This window comes from Pseudomonas sp. GW821-FHT04C07 (assembly GCF_059420325.1).
On record NZ_JBWKTM010000005.1, the window covers coordinates 272,485 to 287,052 of the forward strand.

Sequence of the window (14,568 nt, forward strand, 5' to 3'; positions counted from 1 at the left end):
CTGGGTCCCTGCTCTGAGCCAAGCCATGTCCAATTATCTTGATCACGCCCAACAAAAAGAAATCGATACCCTGCGTCTTAGCCTGACAGGGCGGACGGAATGGCCGACCTGGCTGTTGCTGGTTAGCGTCTACGGCGCCTGGTTTGGCGTGCTGCTGGCCAGCCCGGCGCTGGGGTTGTGGCTGAGCACAGCGCTGCTGATTCCCATCGTGGTGCTGTGGATGTCAGTGCAGCACGAACTGTTGCATGGGCATCCAACGCGTTTTACCTGGCTGAATAAAATTCTCGGTTATGCGCCGTTGGCGGTCTGGTATCCCTACACGCTGTACCGCGACAGCCATTTGCTGCACCACCGTGACGAAGACCTGACGTTGCCCGGTCGCGACCCGGAAAGCCGTTACCTGAGCCGACACCAATGGCAGGCCAGCTCGCAGTTCGAGCGCAGCCTGCACTGGCTGAACAAGACCGTGCTTGGTCGTCTGTTATTGGGAGCACCGCTGGCATTGCTGGCGCTGGCGAGGGAAGAGTTGCAGCGCTTGCGTCGAGGCCAGCGAGAGGCTTGGCTGATGTGGCTGACCCATGGCGCGCTGACCCTGCTGATGCTGGGTTTTATCGCCCGTTACAGCGTGGTGCCGGTCTGGCATTACCTGTTGCTGATCAGCGTGCCGGCGTTGTCGGTGGCGATGATCCGTTCCTGCTATGAACACCGTCCGTATGCGCAAGCCGAGCGACGCACGGTGATCAATGAAGCGGCGTGGCCCTGGACCTGGCTGTTTCTCAATCTGAATCTGCATCTGGTGCATCACGACCTGCCGGGGTTGCCCTGGTATTACTTGCCCAGGGTGTACCGTGCCCGGCGCGCACAATGGTTGGCGCGCAGTGGCGGATTTCTGGTGCGAGGTTATGGTGAGCTGTTTCGTCGACATGGGCTGGCGGCGGTAGACAGCCCGGAGCATCCGTTTGATTGATTTTGATTGCGAGACGCAAATCTCCCGTCGCAGCTGGCGAAGCCTGCGTTCGGCCGCGCAGCGGTCGTAAAATGGACTATCGCATTTTTCAGAAAAACCGAGCTGTTCGATATGCGACCGCTGCGCGGCCGGACGCAGCCTGGCGGCAGCTGCTACGGGATGCTGTGCCGCATTGGAAACAGGAGCCTGACAATGCCCACCTGCTACGCAGAACTACCGATGTACGTCGCACCCGAGCAGGTGCGCCAGGCCAACGAACAATGGCTGACCCGTATTCTGGAACGGCTCGGCGTTGCCCGTCGCAGTGCCGAAGGTCTGGAGCTGATGCAGCTCTGGCTCGCCCCGCAATTGCTGTTGACCCAAACCTGTGGTTATCCGCTGATGACTGCTTTGCGCGGGCGGGTTCGGGTTATTGGCCGACCTTGCTTTGACCTGCCGGACAGCTGCGACGGCAACCATTGCAGCCTGCTGCTGACCCGTGCCGATGAGCTGCGCCAGACCTTGCCGGAGCTGTTTGGCAGTCATGGCGTGATCAATGGCGAGGACTCCAACAGCGGCATGAACCTGCTGCGCCACCGGCTTGCACCGCTGCAACAGGACGGTCGGTTTTTCTCCCGTGTCTCCATCAGCGGCAGCCACCGTGAGAGCCTGCGCTGGTTGCGTGAGCGCAAGGCTGATCTGGCGGCCATCGACAGTGTCACCTTTGCCTATCTGGCGCGTTATGCCGAAGAAGAAGTCTCGGGATTGCGGGTGGTGGCGCGCAGTGCGTTCAGCCCGACCTTGCCGTATATCGGTGTCGCAGGGCTGACTGATGAACAGGCCGAGCGGATTCGTGAAGTGATGAATCTGACTTTGCGGGAGTTGCCCGACGTGGCTGAAACCCTTGGGTTGCGGGAAGTGTTGCCGGCATCTGAAGGCGACTACCAGGTTCTTCTCGACTATCAGCAAGAGGCTGAAGAGCTTGGTCTGGCTCGCCTGCGTTGATTGTTTTGAGATTTTTCGCGGGCAAGTCGGATCGCCGCCCGCTCGCTCCTACAAAAGCAGCGCCAATCCCCATCATGGTGTGATCGACCTGTAGGAGCGAGCGGGCGGCGATCCGACTTGCCCGCGATGACGATGGATCAGACGATAAACATCCCATGCTCATAAATTCCATAAAGATATATAAAAATAGTTTTTAAGTATTATTAAAGAATAAAACTCCTTGATAGGATCGCGTCACCGGAACACCGGACATACAGCGCAACCATTTCTATTGGAGCCTTCATGTCCGGCACCGACACTTCTCACCGCGAATACGTGGGCGGATTGTTCCGCAATCATTACCAATGGCTGTGCGCACGATTGCGCCGCCATCTGGGTTCCAGCGCCAATGCCGAAGACATTGCCGCCGACACCTTCGTCCAACTCCTGAGCACACCGGGGCTGATCCCGATTCATCAGCCGCGGGCGCTGCTGACCACCATTGCCCAGCGCTTGATGTACCAGTTCTGGCGTCGTCGCGACCTGGAGCGCAATCACCTCGATGCCTTGCAGGATGAACAGTCCCAAGGGGTGTCGCCTCAGGATCTGGCGCAGGTACTCGAAGCCTTGCACGGCATTGACCATCAGCTCAAGCGCTTGCCGGCCAAGGTCCGTGCCGCTTTCTTGCTGGCGCGGGTCAATGGACTGACTTATCCCCAGGTCGCTGCGCAACTCGGGATTTCCCAGCGTTCGGTGAGTGATTACATGACCCGCTCAAGCGCCGCCTGTGCGCCTTGGGATGTCGCGAACGACCTTAGCGCCAACCAGCCATTACTTCGACAACCATCCCTACAGAGGTCCGCATGAGATCGATCAAAACCCTGCTTGGCAGCTCGCTGCTGGCGCTGAGCCTGCTGGCGCAACAGGCGCCTGCCGCCGAGAAAACCGTGCCGATCCATTTCGGTGACATCACCTGGGAAAGCGGCAGCCTGATCACCGAGATCCTGCGTTTGATCGTCGAGAAGGGCTACGGTTATCCGACCGACACGCTGCCGGGCAGTACCGTCAGCCTGGAAGCTGCGCTGGCCAGGAACGATATTCAGGTGATCGGTGAAGAATGGGCCGGGCGCAGTCCGGCCTGGATCAAGGCGCAATCGGAGGGCAAGGTGTTCGGCCTCGGTGATACCGTCAAAGGTGCCACAGAGGGCTGGTGGGTCCCGGAATACGTGATCAAGGGCGACCCGGAACGGGGAATCAAACCTTTGGCTCCGGAGCTGAAATCCGTTGCCGATCTGGCGCGCTATAAAGATGTGTTCCGCGACCCCGAGGACCCTACCCGCGGGCGCTTCCTCAACAGCCCGACCGGCTGGACCTCGGAGATCGTCAACAGCCAGAAACTCAAGGCCTACGAGCTGAGCGATAGCTTCGTCAACTTCCGCACCGGCTCCGGCGCGGCGCTGGACGCCGAGGTCGCCTCATCGATCCGTCGCGGCAAACCGGTATTGTTCTACTACTGGTCGCCGACGCCGCTGCTGGGTCGCTTCAAACTGGTGAAACTCGAAGAACCGGCGTTCGATGCCCAAGCCTGGAAAACCCTGGCCGATGCCAACAACCCGCACCCCAAGGGCACTCGCTCGATGCCCGCCAACCTGGCCATTGGTGTGTCCGCGCCGTTCAAAGCCCAATACCCGGACCTGGTGTCGTTTTTCGAGAAAGTCGACCTGCCGATCGATCTGCTGAACCAGACCCTCGGCCAGATGAGCGAGAAACGCCAACAGCCGCGCCAGGTTGCCGAGGCGTTTCTGAAGGATCAGCCGCAGGTCTGGCAGGGCTGGGTGCCTGCAGAGGTGGCGACACGGGTGAGTGGGAGTTTGTAAAGGGATTCGATTATTTGCCTGATGTTTCAAGGGTGCCTGAGACATCGCATTCGCGGGCAAGCCCTAATGTTGTTCAGTTAAGGAAGTTGTAGGAGCGAGCTTGCTCGCGATGGACTTAAGTGCGCCGCGTTTAGCCAGTAAACACGCGTTATCGTTAACGACCATCGCGAGCAAGCTCGCTCCTACAGTGGACCACATTCGCTTAACTGAACAACATTAGGGCTTGCCCGCGATCAATCTAAAGGCTTACGCCATCTCCGCGGCCAACGCCGCTTTAACTGTCGGACGTGAATCAATCCGCGCCTGGAAGCGCTCCAGCGCCGGCCATTGCCCCAGGTCGATGGCAAAGAGCCGCGTCCAGCGCAGCACGCTGAACAGGTACGCATCGGCGATGCTGAACTGCTCGCCGAGCAGGTAATCCTGTTGTGCCAGCGCTTGGGTCAGCACGGCGAAACGCTTGAACAGTTTCTCCCGCAAGATCGTCTTCACTTGATCGGGAATCGAGCTGTTGAACAACAGGCCCAACCCGCCATGGATCTCGCTGGAGACGAAGTTCAACCATTCCTGCAAGCGCACTCTTTCCCACGTTCCGTTAGCGGGTGCCAGGCCGGTCTGTGGCTTGAGGTCGGCGAGGTATTGCAGGATGGCCGGGCCTTCGGTCAGTACCTGTGCGTTATCCAGCTGTAACGCCGCGACATAACCTTTGGGGTTGATGGCGAGAAAGTCGGCACCGTCGGCGGTCTTCTTGGTGGTGTTATCGACGCGGATCAGTTCGAACGGTAGATCCAGTTCACGCAGGACAATGTGTGGCGCCAACGAGCAGGCCTGGGGTGAGAAATACAACTTCATGGAGAGGACTCTTCTGGACGGTTTTGATCAGTGTCATAGTCGTTGCCATCATTCGTAAAATGACTCTTTCAGAACGCAGCCATAAGGACAGCTACTGCCATGATGAATCTGATGCATTGGCGCATGCTGGTGGCGGTGGCGGATGCCGGCAATATCACCCGCGCCGCCGAGCGCGTCGGCATGACCCAGTCCGGCGCCAGCCAGGCACTGGCGTTGCTCGAAGACATGCTCGGGGTGCAGTTGTTCACCCGGGAAAACCGCCAGGCCCGGCCGACTGCGATTGGTCTGCAAGTGATCGAGCAAGCGCGGTTGATGCTCTCGGCGCTGGAGACCATTCGTACCACTGTTGATGCCGCGAAAGACATCCAGCGCGGCACGATCCGCCTGGCAAGTTTTCCCATGGTTCTGGCCACCTTCCTGCCGCCGCTGCTGCGCCAATTCAATCAGCTTTACCCCGGTATTCAGGTGGTGGCGCTGGAGGTCAGTGATGACGAGGTCGAAGCCCTGCTCAGTACCGGGCTGGTGGACGTGGGGGTGGTGTTGAATCCGCCTGCTGAACGTAACGCCGGGTTGTTGGGACGCGATAGCTGGGTTGCCGTATTGCCCATCAGCCATCCCCTGGCGCGGCGCCCGCATGAGGCCGGCGTATCGTTGGCAGAGTTGACCGCGCAGCCCTTCGTGCTCGCCACCGGTGGCTGTTCGGTCAACGCTCGCAGCCTGGCGGCGGATGCCGGTCTGGAGCTGCTCGACGTACGGGTTGAAGTGCGCGAGTGGAGCAGTGCGTTCACGCTGGTGCGGGAAAATGTCGGTGTGACGCTGGTGCCGGAAATGACCCTGCCAGATGATCGCAAGGGGCTGCGCGTCGTCCCGTTGACCCTACCGGTTTATCGAGAGTTCGCGCTGGCGGTGTCGCAGGACAGGGCACCGTCAGCGGCGGTGCAAGCGTTGTTGGAGATGCTGCACTAGCGGTCATGAATTCAGTCAGCGACTTCGATGTCGGAAAGAATTTGAATGATGGCACATTAGTGGCCTTGCATCCGTTCAGTAGCTGTCTATGCTCAGCCGTGACAAATCATGTCGACCGCTATGTGAAGGGTTCCTCAGGCTGCAACCGTGATCTAGCGTCAAGAGTGCGCAACTCAAGGCACCCTTGTTAAAAGGAATGTTTTTTAAATGGAATTACTTGTCAACGTTAGGTTGGGCCCGACACCGGGCCGTCAAGAAAAGGATGGCTTGATAAGAGCGTTGCCGTACGGACACTCCGATTAAACATCATTTATCACCTGACACTTATCCCTCCTTCAGGGATACGTTTGCGTGTTCTGTGGAAAGTTGTAGTGGGTTCAGTGAAAGACTTGGAACTTCCGTCAATCAAAAGACAGCGCTGAAGGTGATACCACCATGTTTAATTTACATCGCAAGGCTGACCTGCTTGAAATTGAACGATTTACCTGCGCGCTGAACGAGGCGAATGCCAAGTTGGCAGCGGTCAGTCGTTCGATGGCAATGATCGAGTTCGCTCCTGACGGTATCGTGCTCAATGCCAACGAAAACTTCTGTAACGTCATGGGTTATACCGTCGAGGAAGTTCGCGGCAAACATCACCGGATCTTCTGCGAAGAAGAGTTCTATCGAAGCGAAGCCTACGCCAGGCTCTGGCGCGACCTGGGCCGTGGTGAGCCGATCACTGGCACTTTTTTACGGTTGAGCAAGAGCGGTAAAGAGATCTGGCTCGAGGCCAGTTACCTGCCGATCCTGGGCCCCGACCGGCAAGTGAAAAGTGTGATCAAAGTGGCGTCGGATATTTGCGCGCGGGCCCACAGGGAGCACGAAAATCAGAGCCTGATCGATGCCATTGGCCGCTCCATGGCGGTGATTGAATTCACCCCGGAAGGCCGGGTCATTCATGCAAACGAGAACTTCCTGAAAACCATGCACTACTCGCTCGGCGAGGTGGTCGGCCAGCATCACAGTCTTTTCTGTCAGCGGGCCGAAAGTGAGTCACAGAACTACAGAGCATTCTGGGCCTCGCTCAATCGCGGCGAATATCACTCCCATCGCTTCGAACGGGTCGACAAGTATGGCCACACGGTATTTCTCGAAGCCTCGTACAACCCGATTTTCGACGCCAAGGGGCGCTTGTGCAAAGTGGTCAAGTTCGCCAGTGATATTACCGGGCAGATGACCACTTTGCAGACCGCTGCCGAATCCGCTCATAGCACCTCCGTTCAGAACGATGCCTGTGCCCGGAAGGGCTCGCAGGTGGTGCAGCAGACGGTTCAGATCATCGAAGAAATCTCCAGGGACCTCAACGAAGCCGCCCTCAGTATCGACGCGGTGAGTAAACAATCCGAGATCATCGGCAGCATCGTCCAGACCATTCGCGGGATTGCCGATCAGACCAACCTGCTGGCCCTGAACGCGGCCATCGAGGCGGCGCGGGCAGGGGAACATGGACGAGGTTTCGCGGTGGTCGCCGATGAGGTGCGCAGCCTGGCTGCACGCACCAGTCAGGCGACCCTGGAGATCGTCGAGGTGGTGCGCAAGAACCATGACCTGTCACTGAACGCGGTCTCGAGCATGCAATCGAGTTTGAGCCGTACCGGGCTCGGCGTGGAACTGGCCAATGAGGCTGGCGAAGCGATTCTGGAAATCCAGCAAGGCTCGCGGCACGTGGTGGATGCGATCAGTCAGTTCAACTCGACACTGCAGATCAGTTAAACCGTTCAGCCATTGAAAAGGGTTCCCTTCCAGGCGTCGCCGCCTGAAAGGGAACCCTTTTCAGTTCGAGACGACTTAAAGCGCAGCCAGAAACGTGTCGGCCACTTGTTTGTCCGTGGTGCTGTTGCCTTTCTCGACCTGTGCCACCTTCATCTTGTCTTCGACGCGTTGGGCAATTTCCTTGCCGATCGCCAATTGTTTTTCAGGTGACATGTTTTTCAAGTCGTTCTCGGTAATCCCCATTTCTTTCAGAATGCTGTCGCGCATCTGCTGCTCAGGGGTTTTGCTCATGTAATTCTTGAAATCGGTACTCGCCGTACTGTCCGTGGCGGTCGTCGCATTCGGTGTGCTGGTGGCCGGCGCAGTGCTTTGCAGCAGCACGCGGGTTTTGGCGAACGCAGCGTCGACATTGTCGTTCACCGTGTTGCTGGTTTGTTGCGTTGCGCTGGACGTCTGACTGTTCGTGGCATTTTGTGCGTTCTGCATCAAACCGCTGTAGAGCGCGCTGGCGGCAGCCGTGGTCGGGTCCATATCGGACCGGTGGGTAGGCTGAACGATCGAAGCTTTTTGTGCGTTGACCAACATGATTCGAGCACCTGAATGATTGCTATCGGCAGGTAGAGAGCAATTTGCGTGCCGGTACCCGCATGCCCAGGTTTTGCGGGGCATGGCAGCATCGCGTTCATCAGGAAGCGCCGATGGGCGGCCAAATCTTGCCGCTTTCGACCGCTTTTTCAGACTGACGACTAGAGCTGGCAACTCGGGCGGCAAAGTGGCCTAAGGGCGGAACATTTAATACTCAATCGGCAAATCAAACATCTGGAACGCGTCGTCCACCGGCAGATAGCCCAATACCCGGGTGGTTTCGCTCAGGTCCAGACGCTTGAAGCGGTTGTTGGAAATACCGTGGGCGATCAGGTGCTTCACCCCTTCGACGTCTACCGAGCGTTGCAGCAATTGCACGGCATCTCTTGGGCTGAGCCAGGCGCTCAGGTCACGGGCGTTGGTCAGTTCGTGGCGATCCGGGAACTCGAAAGCACCGATGCGCAGGGCGATGGTCGAAAGGTCGTGTTTGGCGGCGTAAAAGGCGCACAAGGCTTCGCCATAACATTTGCTCACGCCATACAGGTTGGCCGGCATGACTTGCATGCCCGGCGTGATCTGTCGGTCCACCGGGTAGCCTTCGATGGTCTGCGCGCTGCTGGCGAAGATCAACCGTTTGCAGCCCGCCGCCACCGCGGCTTCGAACAGGTAGGTGGTGGCCAGGATGTTGTTGGGCAGCAGTTCATCGAACGAGGCTGTTGCGTGGGGGATACCGGCCAGGTGAACGATCACATCGACGCCTTCGAGGACCGAGCTCAAGGCCTGTTTGTCGGTCAGGTCCAGTCGCAGGAAGCGATGGGCGCCGATGGCGAAGTCAGGGTCAACGCGATCGGTGAGGGTGAAGTTATAACGGTCCTGCGAAGCTTCGAAAAATGTCTTGCCGATCCTGCCGCAGGCGCCTGTCAGCAGTACGTTGAGTCCTTTCATGGATGCCACCTTGTATGAGTTATCGGCGTGGTTGAACGGCTTTGTGCTCAAGGCAGGCCATTACGGCCGTGCTCGCGGAAACCTGAGCGCGCACTGAGTTTTTCGTAGTAGTCGATCACCGCCGGATAGTTCGCACGCTCCATCGGCGTCATCAACCAGCGGTTGACCGACAGGCCGATGCCGATATCAGCCAGCGTAAACTCAGGACCGACCACATAGGCGCCGGTCACGGTCAGCTGTTGCTCGAGAATGCCCATTTTCTTGTTCCAGCCGCGAACGCCTGCGGCGATTCGCTGCGGATCCTGGAAGTCCGGGTTTTGTCGCACTAGAGCGACGAAGGCATAGCTCCAGGATGGATTGAGCTCGGTGGCTTGCCAATCCATCCATTGTTCGACGCGCGCCCGCGCAGCGGGTTCGATCGGCAACAGGTCGGTGTTCCGTTGTTTGCCGACGAGGTATCGGCAGATGGTGTTGGACTCCCAAAGCACGCCTGCCTCGTCGACGATGACCGGCACCTGGGCATTGGGATTGAGCTGGAGAAACTCCGGCGTGTGGGTCGAGGCAAAGCCGCTGCCCCAGTCTTCGCGTTCGTAGGTCAAGCCCAGCTCATGGCAGGTCCACAAGACTTTTCGGACGTTGATCGAAGAGGCTTTACCTAGAATTCTGAGTGCGGTTCCCATTGAGCTTCCCTGCCTGTGGTGATTTAGCCTAGGGAATCTAGCAGTTTTCGGGAAGGGGGTAACCGTAGATATTCACCTGGGTTCTGATGCTGAAACGGCAGGCACGGCAAATTTCTTGAACCGTGTCGCCGACCGTGCCGCTAAGTACTCTCGCGTACCATCAACTCAAACCCCATGTCCTGCACCGGTTTGGCCACGGTATTGCCGGCCATCAGGGTCAGCATCTGCTCCGCGGCGCGGCGACCGATGGCTTCTCGCGGGGTGCTGATGCTGCTCAGGCGCGGCACCATGTGAGCCGAGGCGGGCAGGTCGTTGAAGCCCAGGACCGCCACTTGCTGCGGGATCTTGATGCCGCAGCGCATGGCTTCGAGCAGGGCGCCGTGGGCCAGGTCATCGTTGCCGAAGAAGATCGCGTCGACCTGCGGATGGCTGGCCATTAATTGCAGGAATAACTCGCCACCCAGACCGACCGACGACGGGCGCGGGGTCAGGATTTCCAGGTCGGGGTCATACAAACCGGCTTTTTGCAGCGCACGGCGGAAGCCTTCGCCACGCAGCAGGGTGCGTTGGTCGAGTTGCGCGCCGATGTAGGCCAGCCGTCTGCGACCGCGTGAAATCAAATGCTCGGCCGCGGTCTCGCCGGCGCTCAGTTGCGAGAAACCGACGCAGTTGAGCCCGGCACCGGGGTCCAGGTCCATCATGTAGACACAGGGAACGTTGCTCGCCTCGATCATCCGCCGGGCGCTTTCGGTGCGATCAAACCCGGTCAGCAAAAGGCCGCGCGGTTGGTAGGCCATGTAATTGCGCAGCAGGTTTTCTTCTTCGTCGCGCGAGTAGTGATAGTTGCCGATCAACACTTCGAAGCCTTTGGGCCGCAAGACGGTGTGAATGGCTTCCAGAGTTTCGATGAACAGCAGGTTGGACAGCGACGGCACCAAAACGACCACCGAATGGCTCTGGGCCGAGGCCAGGGCGCGGGCGGCAGGGTTGACCACGTAGTTCAGCTCGAGCGCGGCCTGCTGGACCTTTTCCACCAGTTCGGTGGCCACGCTGCTGACGCCGCGCAACGCTCTGGAAGCAGTGATCGGACTGACGCCGGCCAGGCGCGCGACTTCGTTGAGGGTCGGGCGTCCCGTGGTGCGGGTATTTTTATCGTTTTTGGAGGAGGTCATCGGACGGCTTGCCAAACAAAATTCAAGGCACTAAGGTAGCGCTGTCTCGATGCCGCTGCAAATGCTTGAGTGTGGCTTGCCTGATCCCACTCTCCCAGCGTCGATACAGCACATGCTGCAACCCATAAAAATACAAGAAGGCGTCGGTAGAATCTATTTTTGCACTAGAGTTTTACTTGCAAAGGTAGCGCTGTCTGCGCGCTGAGGTGTTACATGAGTCAACCCATCACCGCCCTGGTCATCATGGGCGTCGCCGGCTGCGGCAAAACGTGCGTCAGCGAGGCCTTGTGCCGACTCAGCGGCGCTACGGCCATTGAAGGCGACAGTTTCCACCCTGCCGCCAACATCGAAAAAATGAGCGCAGGCATTCCCCTGACAGACGAAGACCGTGCCGGCTGGCTCGACAGTCTGTGCGATGAGCTGCGCCGCGCCGTCGCTGCAGGTCAGCGTCCGGTACTGACCTGCTCGGCCCTTAAATTGCGTTATCGCGAACGGTTGCGTAGCGCCGTGCCGGGCCTGGGTTTCGTTTTTCTCGAGCTGACCCCTGAGGTCGCAGAGCAACGGGTCTCCCATCGCCCCGGTCATTTCATGCCCTCGACCCTGATCGACAGCCAGTTCGCCACCCTCGAATCGCCTGTCGGCGAACCGTTGACCCTGGCCCTGGATGCCTCCACGCAAAATGTCGATTACCTGGCCGAGCATGCCTATGCCTGGTGGCTCCAGCGTGGCCTGGAATCCATCGACTGATGCCTGGCTCGAAAAGATAGCGCTGTCCTAGTCGGCAGTCGTTTAAAAACCGTTTTAATAAAAACAACAAACAGGAGTTACCCCCCATGTTTGGCATGTCCCACGAGACCTATCTGCTGCTCAATGCAGTGGTCACCATCATCGGTCTGATCGTATTGATCACCCGGTTCAAGCTGCATCCGTTCATTGCGCTGATCATTGCTGCCGGCTTCCTCGGGCTGACCTCGGGCATGCCGGTGGACAAAATCATCAAGGCATTCCAGGACGGCTTCGGCGGCGTTCTCGGTTTCGTCGGCATCATCCTGGCGCTGGGCACCATGCTCGGCAAAATGATGGCCGAGTCGGGTGGGGCGGATCAGATCGCCCGTACTCTGATTCAGGCATTCGGCAAGGAACGCGTGCAATGGGCAATGATGTGCGCGGCCTTTCTGGTCGGTATTCCGTTGTTCTTCGAAATCGGCTTTGTGCTGCTGATTCCGCTGGTGTTCATCGTTGCCCGGCGTACCGGCGTGTCGATGATCAAGATTGGTATCCCGCTGCTGGCGGGGCTGTCCGTGGTTCACGGTCTGGTACCGCCGCACCCGGGTCCGTTGCTGGCCATCGGCGTGTTTGGCGCAGACATTGGCAAAACCATTCTCTACGGCCTGATCGTCGCTCTGCCGACCGCCATCATTGCCGGCCCCCTGTACGGCTCCTTTATCTCCAAATACATCCCGGGCCACCCGAATCAGCAGCTGGTGGATCAACTGGCCCATGAGCCGGAAGCCTCCACGCTGCCAAGCTTCGGCATCACCCTGATCACCGTGCTGCTGCCGGTGTTCCTGATGTTGCTCAAGACCTTTGCCGATGTGGCGCTGCCCGAAGGTCACGGCGTACGCAACTGGATGGACATGATCGGCCACCCGATCGCTGCCTTGCTGCTGGCCTTGCTGCTGTCGCTGTATACCTTCGGCTACAAGCGCGGTTTCGATTCGAAGAGAATACTCAAACTGCTCGACGCCAGCCTCGCGCCGACCGCAGCGATCATTCTGATCATTGGTGCTGGCGGTGGCTTCAAGCAGATGCTGGTGACCAGCGGTGTGGGCGATGTGATCGGCCATATGGCGGTGAATGCGCAGATCTCGCCGATTTTGCTGGCGTGGCTGGTGGCTGCGGTGATTCGCGTCGCTACAGGTTCAGCCACCGTCGCGACCATTACCGGTGCAGGCATTGTGGTGCCAGTGGTGGGGATGATTCCGGGCGTCAATCGTGAATTGCTGGTGCTGGCAACGGGGGCGGGCTCGTTGATTCTGTCTCACGTCAACGATGCGGGTTTCTGGCTGGTGAAGCAGTACTTCAACATGACCGTCGCCGAAACCTTCAAGACCTGGACGGCGATGGAGACCATCCTGTCCATCGTGGCGCTGATCTTCATCATGCTGCTGTCGTTGGTGGTCTGACCGAACACCCGTAGATACCGTCTTAACTCTCACCGGGCAAGCGCAAGTTTCGGGTCAAATGGTTGGCCCGACGTCGGACACGGCGAGACGATTACGCTCCATCTGCAGCATTTCCTGAAGGTCATCCAGGCGACGAACCATCGCCTTCACCTGCCGGCATTTCATCCACCGCACCGACATAAACCAATAACAACAGGTTCGACCCCATGACCCAGCGCCCTGCCAACTCCGGCTGATCCAGCCCGCTCGTTCCTTCAGTTCGACACTTTTGTCCGCAACCCGACGTTGCGGCAGCGCCCCGCTTCATCCCTAACAATTAGAGAGCCCGATCACATGAAGCCATTCACCTCCCTCCCAGCCACTCCTCACGCTCTGCTGGCCATAGCGCTGGCGAGCGCGGCATTGCCGGTCATGGCCGAGGAATCCGGCTTTCTCGAAGACGCCAAGGTCAACCTGAACCTGCGCAATTTCTACATCAATCGCAACTTCACCAACCCGACCAAGACTCAGGGCATGGCCCAAGAGTGGACTCAGAGCTTCATCCTCGATGCCAAGTCCGGGTTCACCCGGGGCACCGTCGGTTTCGGCATGGACGTGCTCGGCCTGTACTCGCTGAAACTCGACGGCGGCCGCGGCACCGGCGGTACGCAGTTGCTGCCGCTCGATCACGATGGCCGCCCGGCCGATGACTTTGGCCGCCTGGGCGTGGCCTTCAAGGCGAAGCTTTCCCAGACCGAACTGAAAGTCGGCGAATGGATGCCGGTCTTGCCGATCCTGCGTTCGGACGATGGTCGTTCGTTACCCCAGACGTTCCGTGGTGGCCAGATCACCTCGAAGGAAATCGACGGTCTGACCCTCTATGGCGGCCAGTTCCGCGCCAACAGTCCGCGTGACGACAGCAGCATGAGCAACATGTCGATGACCGGCAAAGCGGCATTCACTTCCGACCGCTTCAACTTTGAGGGCGCCGAATACGCCTTCAATGAAAAACGCACCCAGATCGGTCTGTGGAACGCCGAACTCAAGGATATTTACAGCCAGCAATACCTCAACCTGGTGCACACTCAGCCCTTGGGCGACTGGACCCTGGGTGCCAACCTGGGCTTCTTCTATGGCAAGGAGGACGGCAGCGCCCGGGCCGGCGATCTGGACAACAAGACCTGGTCCGGACTGTTCTCGGCCAAGTACGGCGGCAACACCTTCTATGTCGGCCTGCAGAAAGTCACCGGCGACAACGCCTGGATGCGGGTCAACGGCACCAGCGGCGGCACCCTGGCCAACGACAGCTACAACTCAAGCTACGACAACGCCAAGGAAAAGTCCTGGCAGCTGCGCCACGACTACAACTTCGCCGCCCTCGGCGTGCCCGGCCTGACCCTGATGAACCGCTACATCAGCGGCGACAATGTGCATACCGGGACCATCACCGATGGCAAGGAATGGGGTCGCGAGACCGAACTGGGCTATACCGTGCAAAGTGGAGCCCTGAAAAGCCTTAACCTCAAATGGCGCAACTCGACCATCCGTCGCGATTTCAGTAACAACGAGTTCGACGAGAACCGAGTGATCGTCAGCTACCCGATCAGTCTGCTGTAAGACCCAAAAACGCCATCGCAGGCTGCG

General features: G+C 58.8%; 13 protein-coding genes and 2 pseudogenes. 10 read left to right on the forward strand and 5 right to left on the reverse strand.

Annotation, left to right across the window (positions count from 1 at the left end):
• Positions 1 to 25 precede the first annotated feature (25 nt).
• The 4 genes from AC07UI_RS12020 to AC07UI_RS12035 all read left to right on the forward strand — a co-directional run bounded on the left by AC07UI_RS12020 (position 26) and on the right by AC07UI_RS12035 (position 3,807).
• A complete protein-coding gene (locus tag AC07UI_RS12020; RefSeq protein WP_494992682.1) occupies positions 26 to 967 on the forward strand; it encodes a fatty acid desaturase in 942 nt (313 codons plus the stop codon).
• A 192-nt stretch (positions 968 to 1,159) separates the two neighbouring features.
• Positions 1,160 to 1,951: a phosphate/phosphite/phosphonate ABC transporter substrate-binding protein gene (locus AC07UI_RS12025; RefSeq protein ID WP_494992683.1), complete on the forward strand. Its 792-nt coding sequence runs from the start codon at positions 1,160 to 1,162 to the stop codon at positions 1,949 to 1,951.
• 282 nt (positions 1,952 to 2,233) lie between these two features.
• The gene (locus AC07UI_RS12030; protein ID WP_494992684.1) at positions 2,234 to 2,797 is read left to right on the forward strand and encodes a sigma-70 family RNA polymerase sigma factor; all 564 of its coding nucleotides are present in this window, start codon (positions 2,234 to 2,236) and stop codon (positions 2,795 to 2,797) included.
• Positions 2,794 to 3,807, forward strand: coding sequence for an ABC transporter substrate-binding protein (locus AC07UI_RS12035; RefSeq protein WP_494992685.1), 1,014 nt, complete (start codon positions 2,794 to 2,796; stop codon positions 3,805 to 3,807). The genes AC07UI_RS12030 and AC07UI_RS12035 overlap by 4 nt, the downstream gene beginning before the upstream one ends.
• A 246-nt stretch (positions 3,808 to 4,053) precedes the next feature.
• Here AC07UI_RS12035 and gstA read toward each other — a convergent pair whose 3' ends face one another.
• Positions 4,054 to 4,656: a glutathione transferase GstA gene (gene gstA, locus AC07UI_RS12040; protein WP_494992686.1), complete on the reverse strand. Its 603-nt coding sequence runs from the start codon at positions 4,654 to 4,656 to the stop codon at positions 4,054 to 4,056.
• Positions 4,657 to 4,755: 99 nt separating this feature from the next.
• On the opposite strand from gstA, the gene AC07UI_RS12045 reads away from it, so the two are divergent.
• From AC07UI_RS12045 to AC07UI_RS12055, 3 genes and pseudogenes are all read left to right on the forward strand, one after another.
• Positions 4,756 to 5,622: a LysR family transcriptional regulator gene (locus AC07UI_RS12045; protein WP_494992687.1), complete on the forward strand. Its 867-nt coding sequence runs from the start codon at positions 4,756 to 4,758 to the stop codon at positions 5,620 to 5,622.
• 540 nt (positions 5,623 to 6,162) lie between these two features.
• Positions 6,163 to 6,825 (forward strand): annotated as a pseudogene (locus AC07UI_RS12050) (PAS domain-containing protein); the annotation flags it as partial.
• 123 nt (positions 6,826 to 6,948) lie between these two features.
• Positions 6,949 to 7,377, forward strand: a pseudogene (locus AC07UI_RS12055) (methyl-accepting chemotaxis protein); the annotation flags it as partial.
• A 75-nt stretch (positions 7,378 to 7,452) separates the two neighbouring features.
• On the opposite strand, the gene AC07UI_RS12060 reads toward AC07UI_RS12055, so the two are convergent.
• The 4 genes from AC07UI_RS12060 to gntR all read right to left on the reverse strand — a co-directional run bounded on the left by AC07UI_RS12060 (position 7,453) and on the right by gntR (position 10,759).
• Positions 7,453 to 7,962: a hypothetical protein gene (locus tag AC07UI_RS12060; RefSeq protein ID WP_494992688.1), complete on the reverse strand. Its 510-nt coding sequence runs from the start codon at positions 7,960 to 7,962 to the stop codon at positions 7,453 to 7,455.
• 207 nt (positions 7,963 to 8,169) lie between these two features.
• A complete protein-coding gene (locus tag AC07UI_RS12065) occupies positions 8,170 to 8,907 on the reverse strand; it encodes an NAD-dependent epimerase/dehydratase family protein (RefSeq protein ID WP_494992689.1) in 738 nt (245 codons plus the stop codon).
• A gap of 47 nt (positions 8,908 to 8,954) precedes the next feature.
• Positions 8,955 to 9,587: a glutathione S-transferase family protein gene (locus tag AC07UI_RS12070; RefSeq protein WP_494992690.1), complete on the reverse strand. Its 633-nt coding sequence runs from the start codon at positions 9,585 to 9,587 to the stop codon at positions 8,955 to 8,957.
• Between the two features lie 140 nt (positions 9,588 to 9,727).
• Positions 9,728 to 10,759 carry an HTH-type transcriptional regulator GntR gene (gene gntR / locus AC07UI_RS12075; RefSeq protein ID WP_494992691.1) on the reverse strand — a complete coding sequence of 344 codons (1,032 nt, stop codon included), beginning with the start codon at positions 10,757 to 10,759 and terminating at the stop codon, positions 9,728 to 9,730.
• Between the two features lie 213 nt (positions 10,760 to 10,972).
• On the opposite strand from gntR, the gene AC07UI_RS12080 reads away from it, so the two are divergent.
• The 3 genes from AC07UI_RS12080 to AC07UI_RS12090 all read left to right on the forward strand — a co-directional run bounded on the left by AC07UI_RS12080 (position 10,973) and on the right by AC07UI_RS12090 (position 14,541).
• Positions 10,973 to 11,506, forward strand: coding sequence for a gluconokinase (locus AC07UI_RS12080; protein WP_494992692.1), 534 nt, complete (start codon positions 10,973 to 10,975; stop codon positions 11,504 to 11,506).
• Positions 11,507 to 11,592: 86 nt separating this feature from the next.
• Entirely contained in the window at positions 11,593 to 12,945 is a 1,353-nt protein-coding gene (locus AC07UI_RS12085) for a GntP family permease (protein ID WP_494992693.1), read from the forward strand.
• A gap of 333 nt (positions 12,946 to 13,278) precedes the next feature.
• Positions 13,279 to 14,541: an OprD family porin gene (locus AC07UI_RS12090; RefSeq protein ID WP_494992661.1), complete on the forward strand. Its 1,263-nt coding sequence runs from the start codon at positions 13,279 to 13,281 to the stop codon at positions 14,539 to 14,541.
• Positions 14,542 to 14,568 lie beyond the last annotated feature (27 nt).

What these genes read in the sequence shown, in the direction of transcription:
- AC07UI_RS12020 (WP_494992682.1), top strand. Translation starts at nt 26, where the DNA reads ATGTCCAATTATCTTGATCACGCCCAACAAAAAGAAATCGATACCCTG.
- AC07UI_RS12025 (WP_494992683.1), top strand. Translation starts at nt 1,160, where the DNA reads ATGCCCACCTGCTACGCAGAACTACCGATGTACGTCGCACCCGAGCAG.
- AC07UI_RS12030 (WP_494992684.1), top strand. Translation starts at nt 2,234, where the DNA reads ATGTCCGGCACCGACACTTCTCACCGCGAATACGTGGGCGGATTGTTC.
- AC07UI_RS12035 (WP_494992685.1), top strand. Translation starts at nt 2,794, where the DNA reads ATGAGATCGATCAAAACCCTGCTTGGCAGCTCGCTGCTGGCGCTGAGC.
- gstA (WP_494992686.1), bottom strand. Translation starts at nt 4,656, where the DNA reads ATGAAGTTGTATTTCTCACCCCAGGCCTGCTCGTTGGCGCCACACATT.
- AC07UI_RS12045 (WP_494992687.1), top strand. Translation starts at nt 4,756, where the DNA reads ATGATGAATCTGATGCATTGGCGCATGCTGGTGGCGGTGGCGGATGCC.
- AC07UI_RS12060 (WP_494992688.1), bottom strand. Translation starts at nt 7,962, where the DNA reads ATGTTGGTCAACGCACAAAAAGCTTCGATCGTTCAGCCTACCCACCGG.
- AC07UI_RS12065 (WP_494992689.1), bottom strand. Translation starts at nt 8,907, where the DNA reads ATGAAAGGACTCAACGTACTGCTGACAGGCGCCTGCGGCAGGATCGGC.
- AC07UI_RS12070 (WP_494992690.1), bottom strand. Translation starts at nt 9,587, where the DNA reads ATGGGAACCGCACTCAGAATTCTAGGTAAAGCCTCTTCGATCAACGTC.
- gntR (WP_494992691.1), bottom strand. Translation starts at nt 10,759, where the DNA reads ATGACCTCCTCCAAAAACGATAAAAATACCCGCACCACGGGACGCCCG.
- AC07UI_RS12080 (WP_494992692.1), top strand. Translation starts at nt 10,973, where the DNA reads ATGAGTCAACCCATCACCGCCCTGGTCATCATGGGCGTCGCCGGCTGC.
- AC07UI_RS12085 (WP_494992693.1), top strand. Translation starts at nt 11,593, where the DNA reads ATGTTTGGCATGTCCCACGAGACCTATCTGCTGCTCAATGCAGTGGTC.
- AC07UI_RS12090 (WP_494992661.1), top strand. Translation starts at nt 13,279, where the DNA reads ATGAAGCCATTCACCTCCCTCCCAGCCACTCCTCACGCTCTGCTGGCC.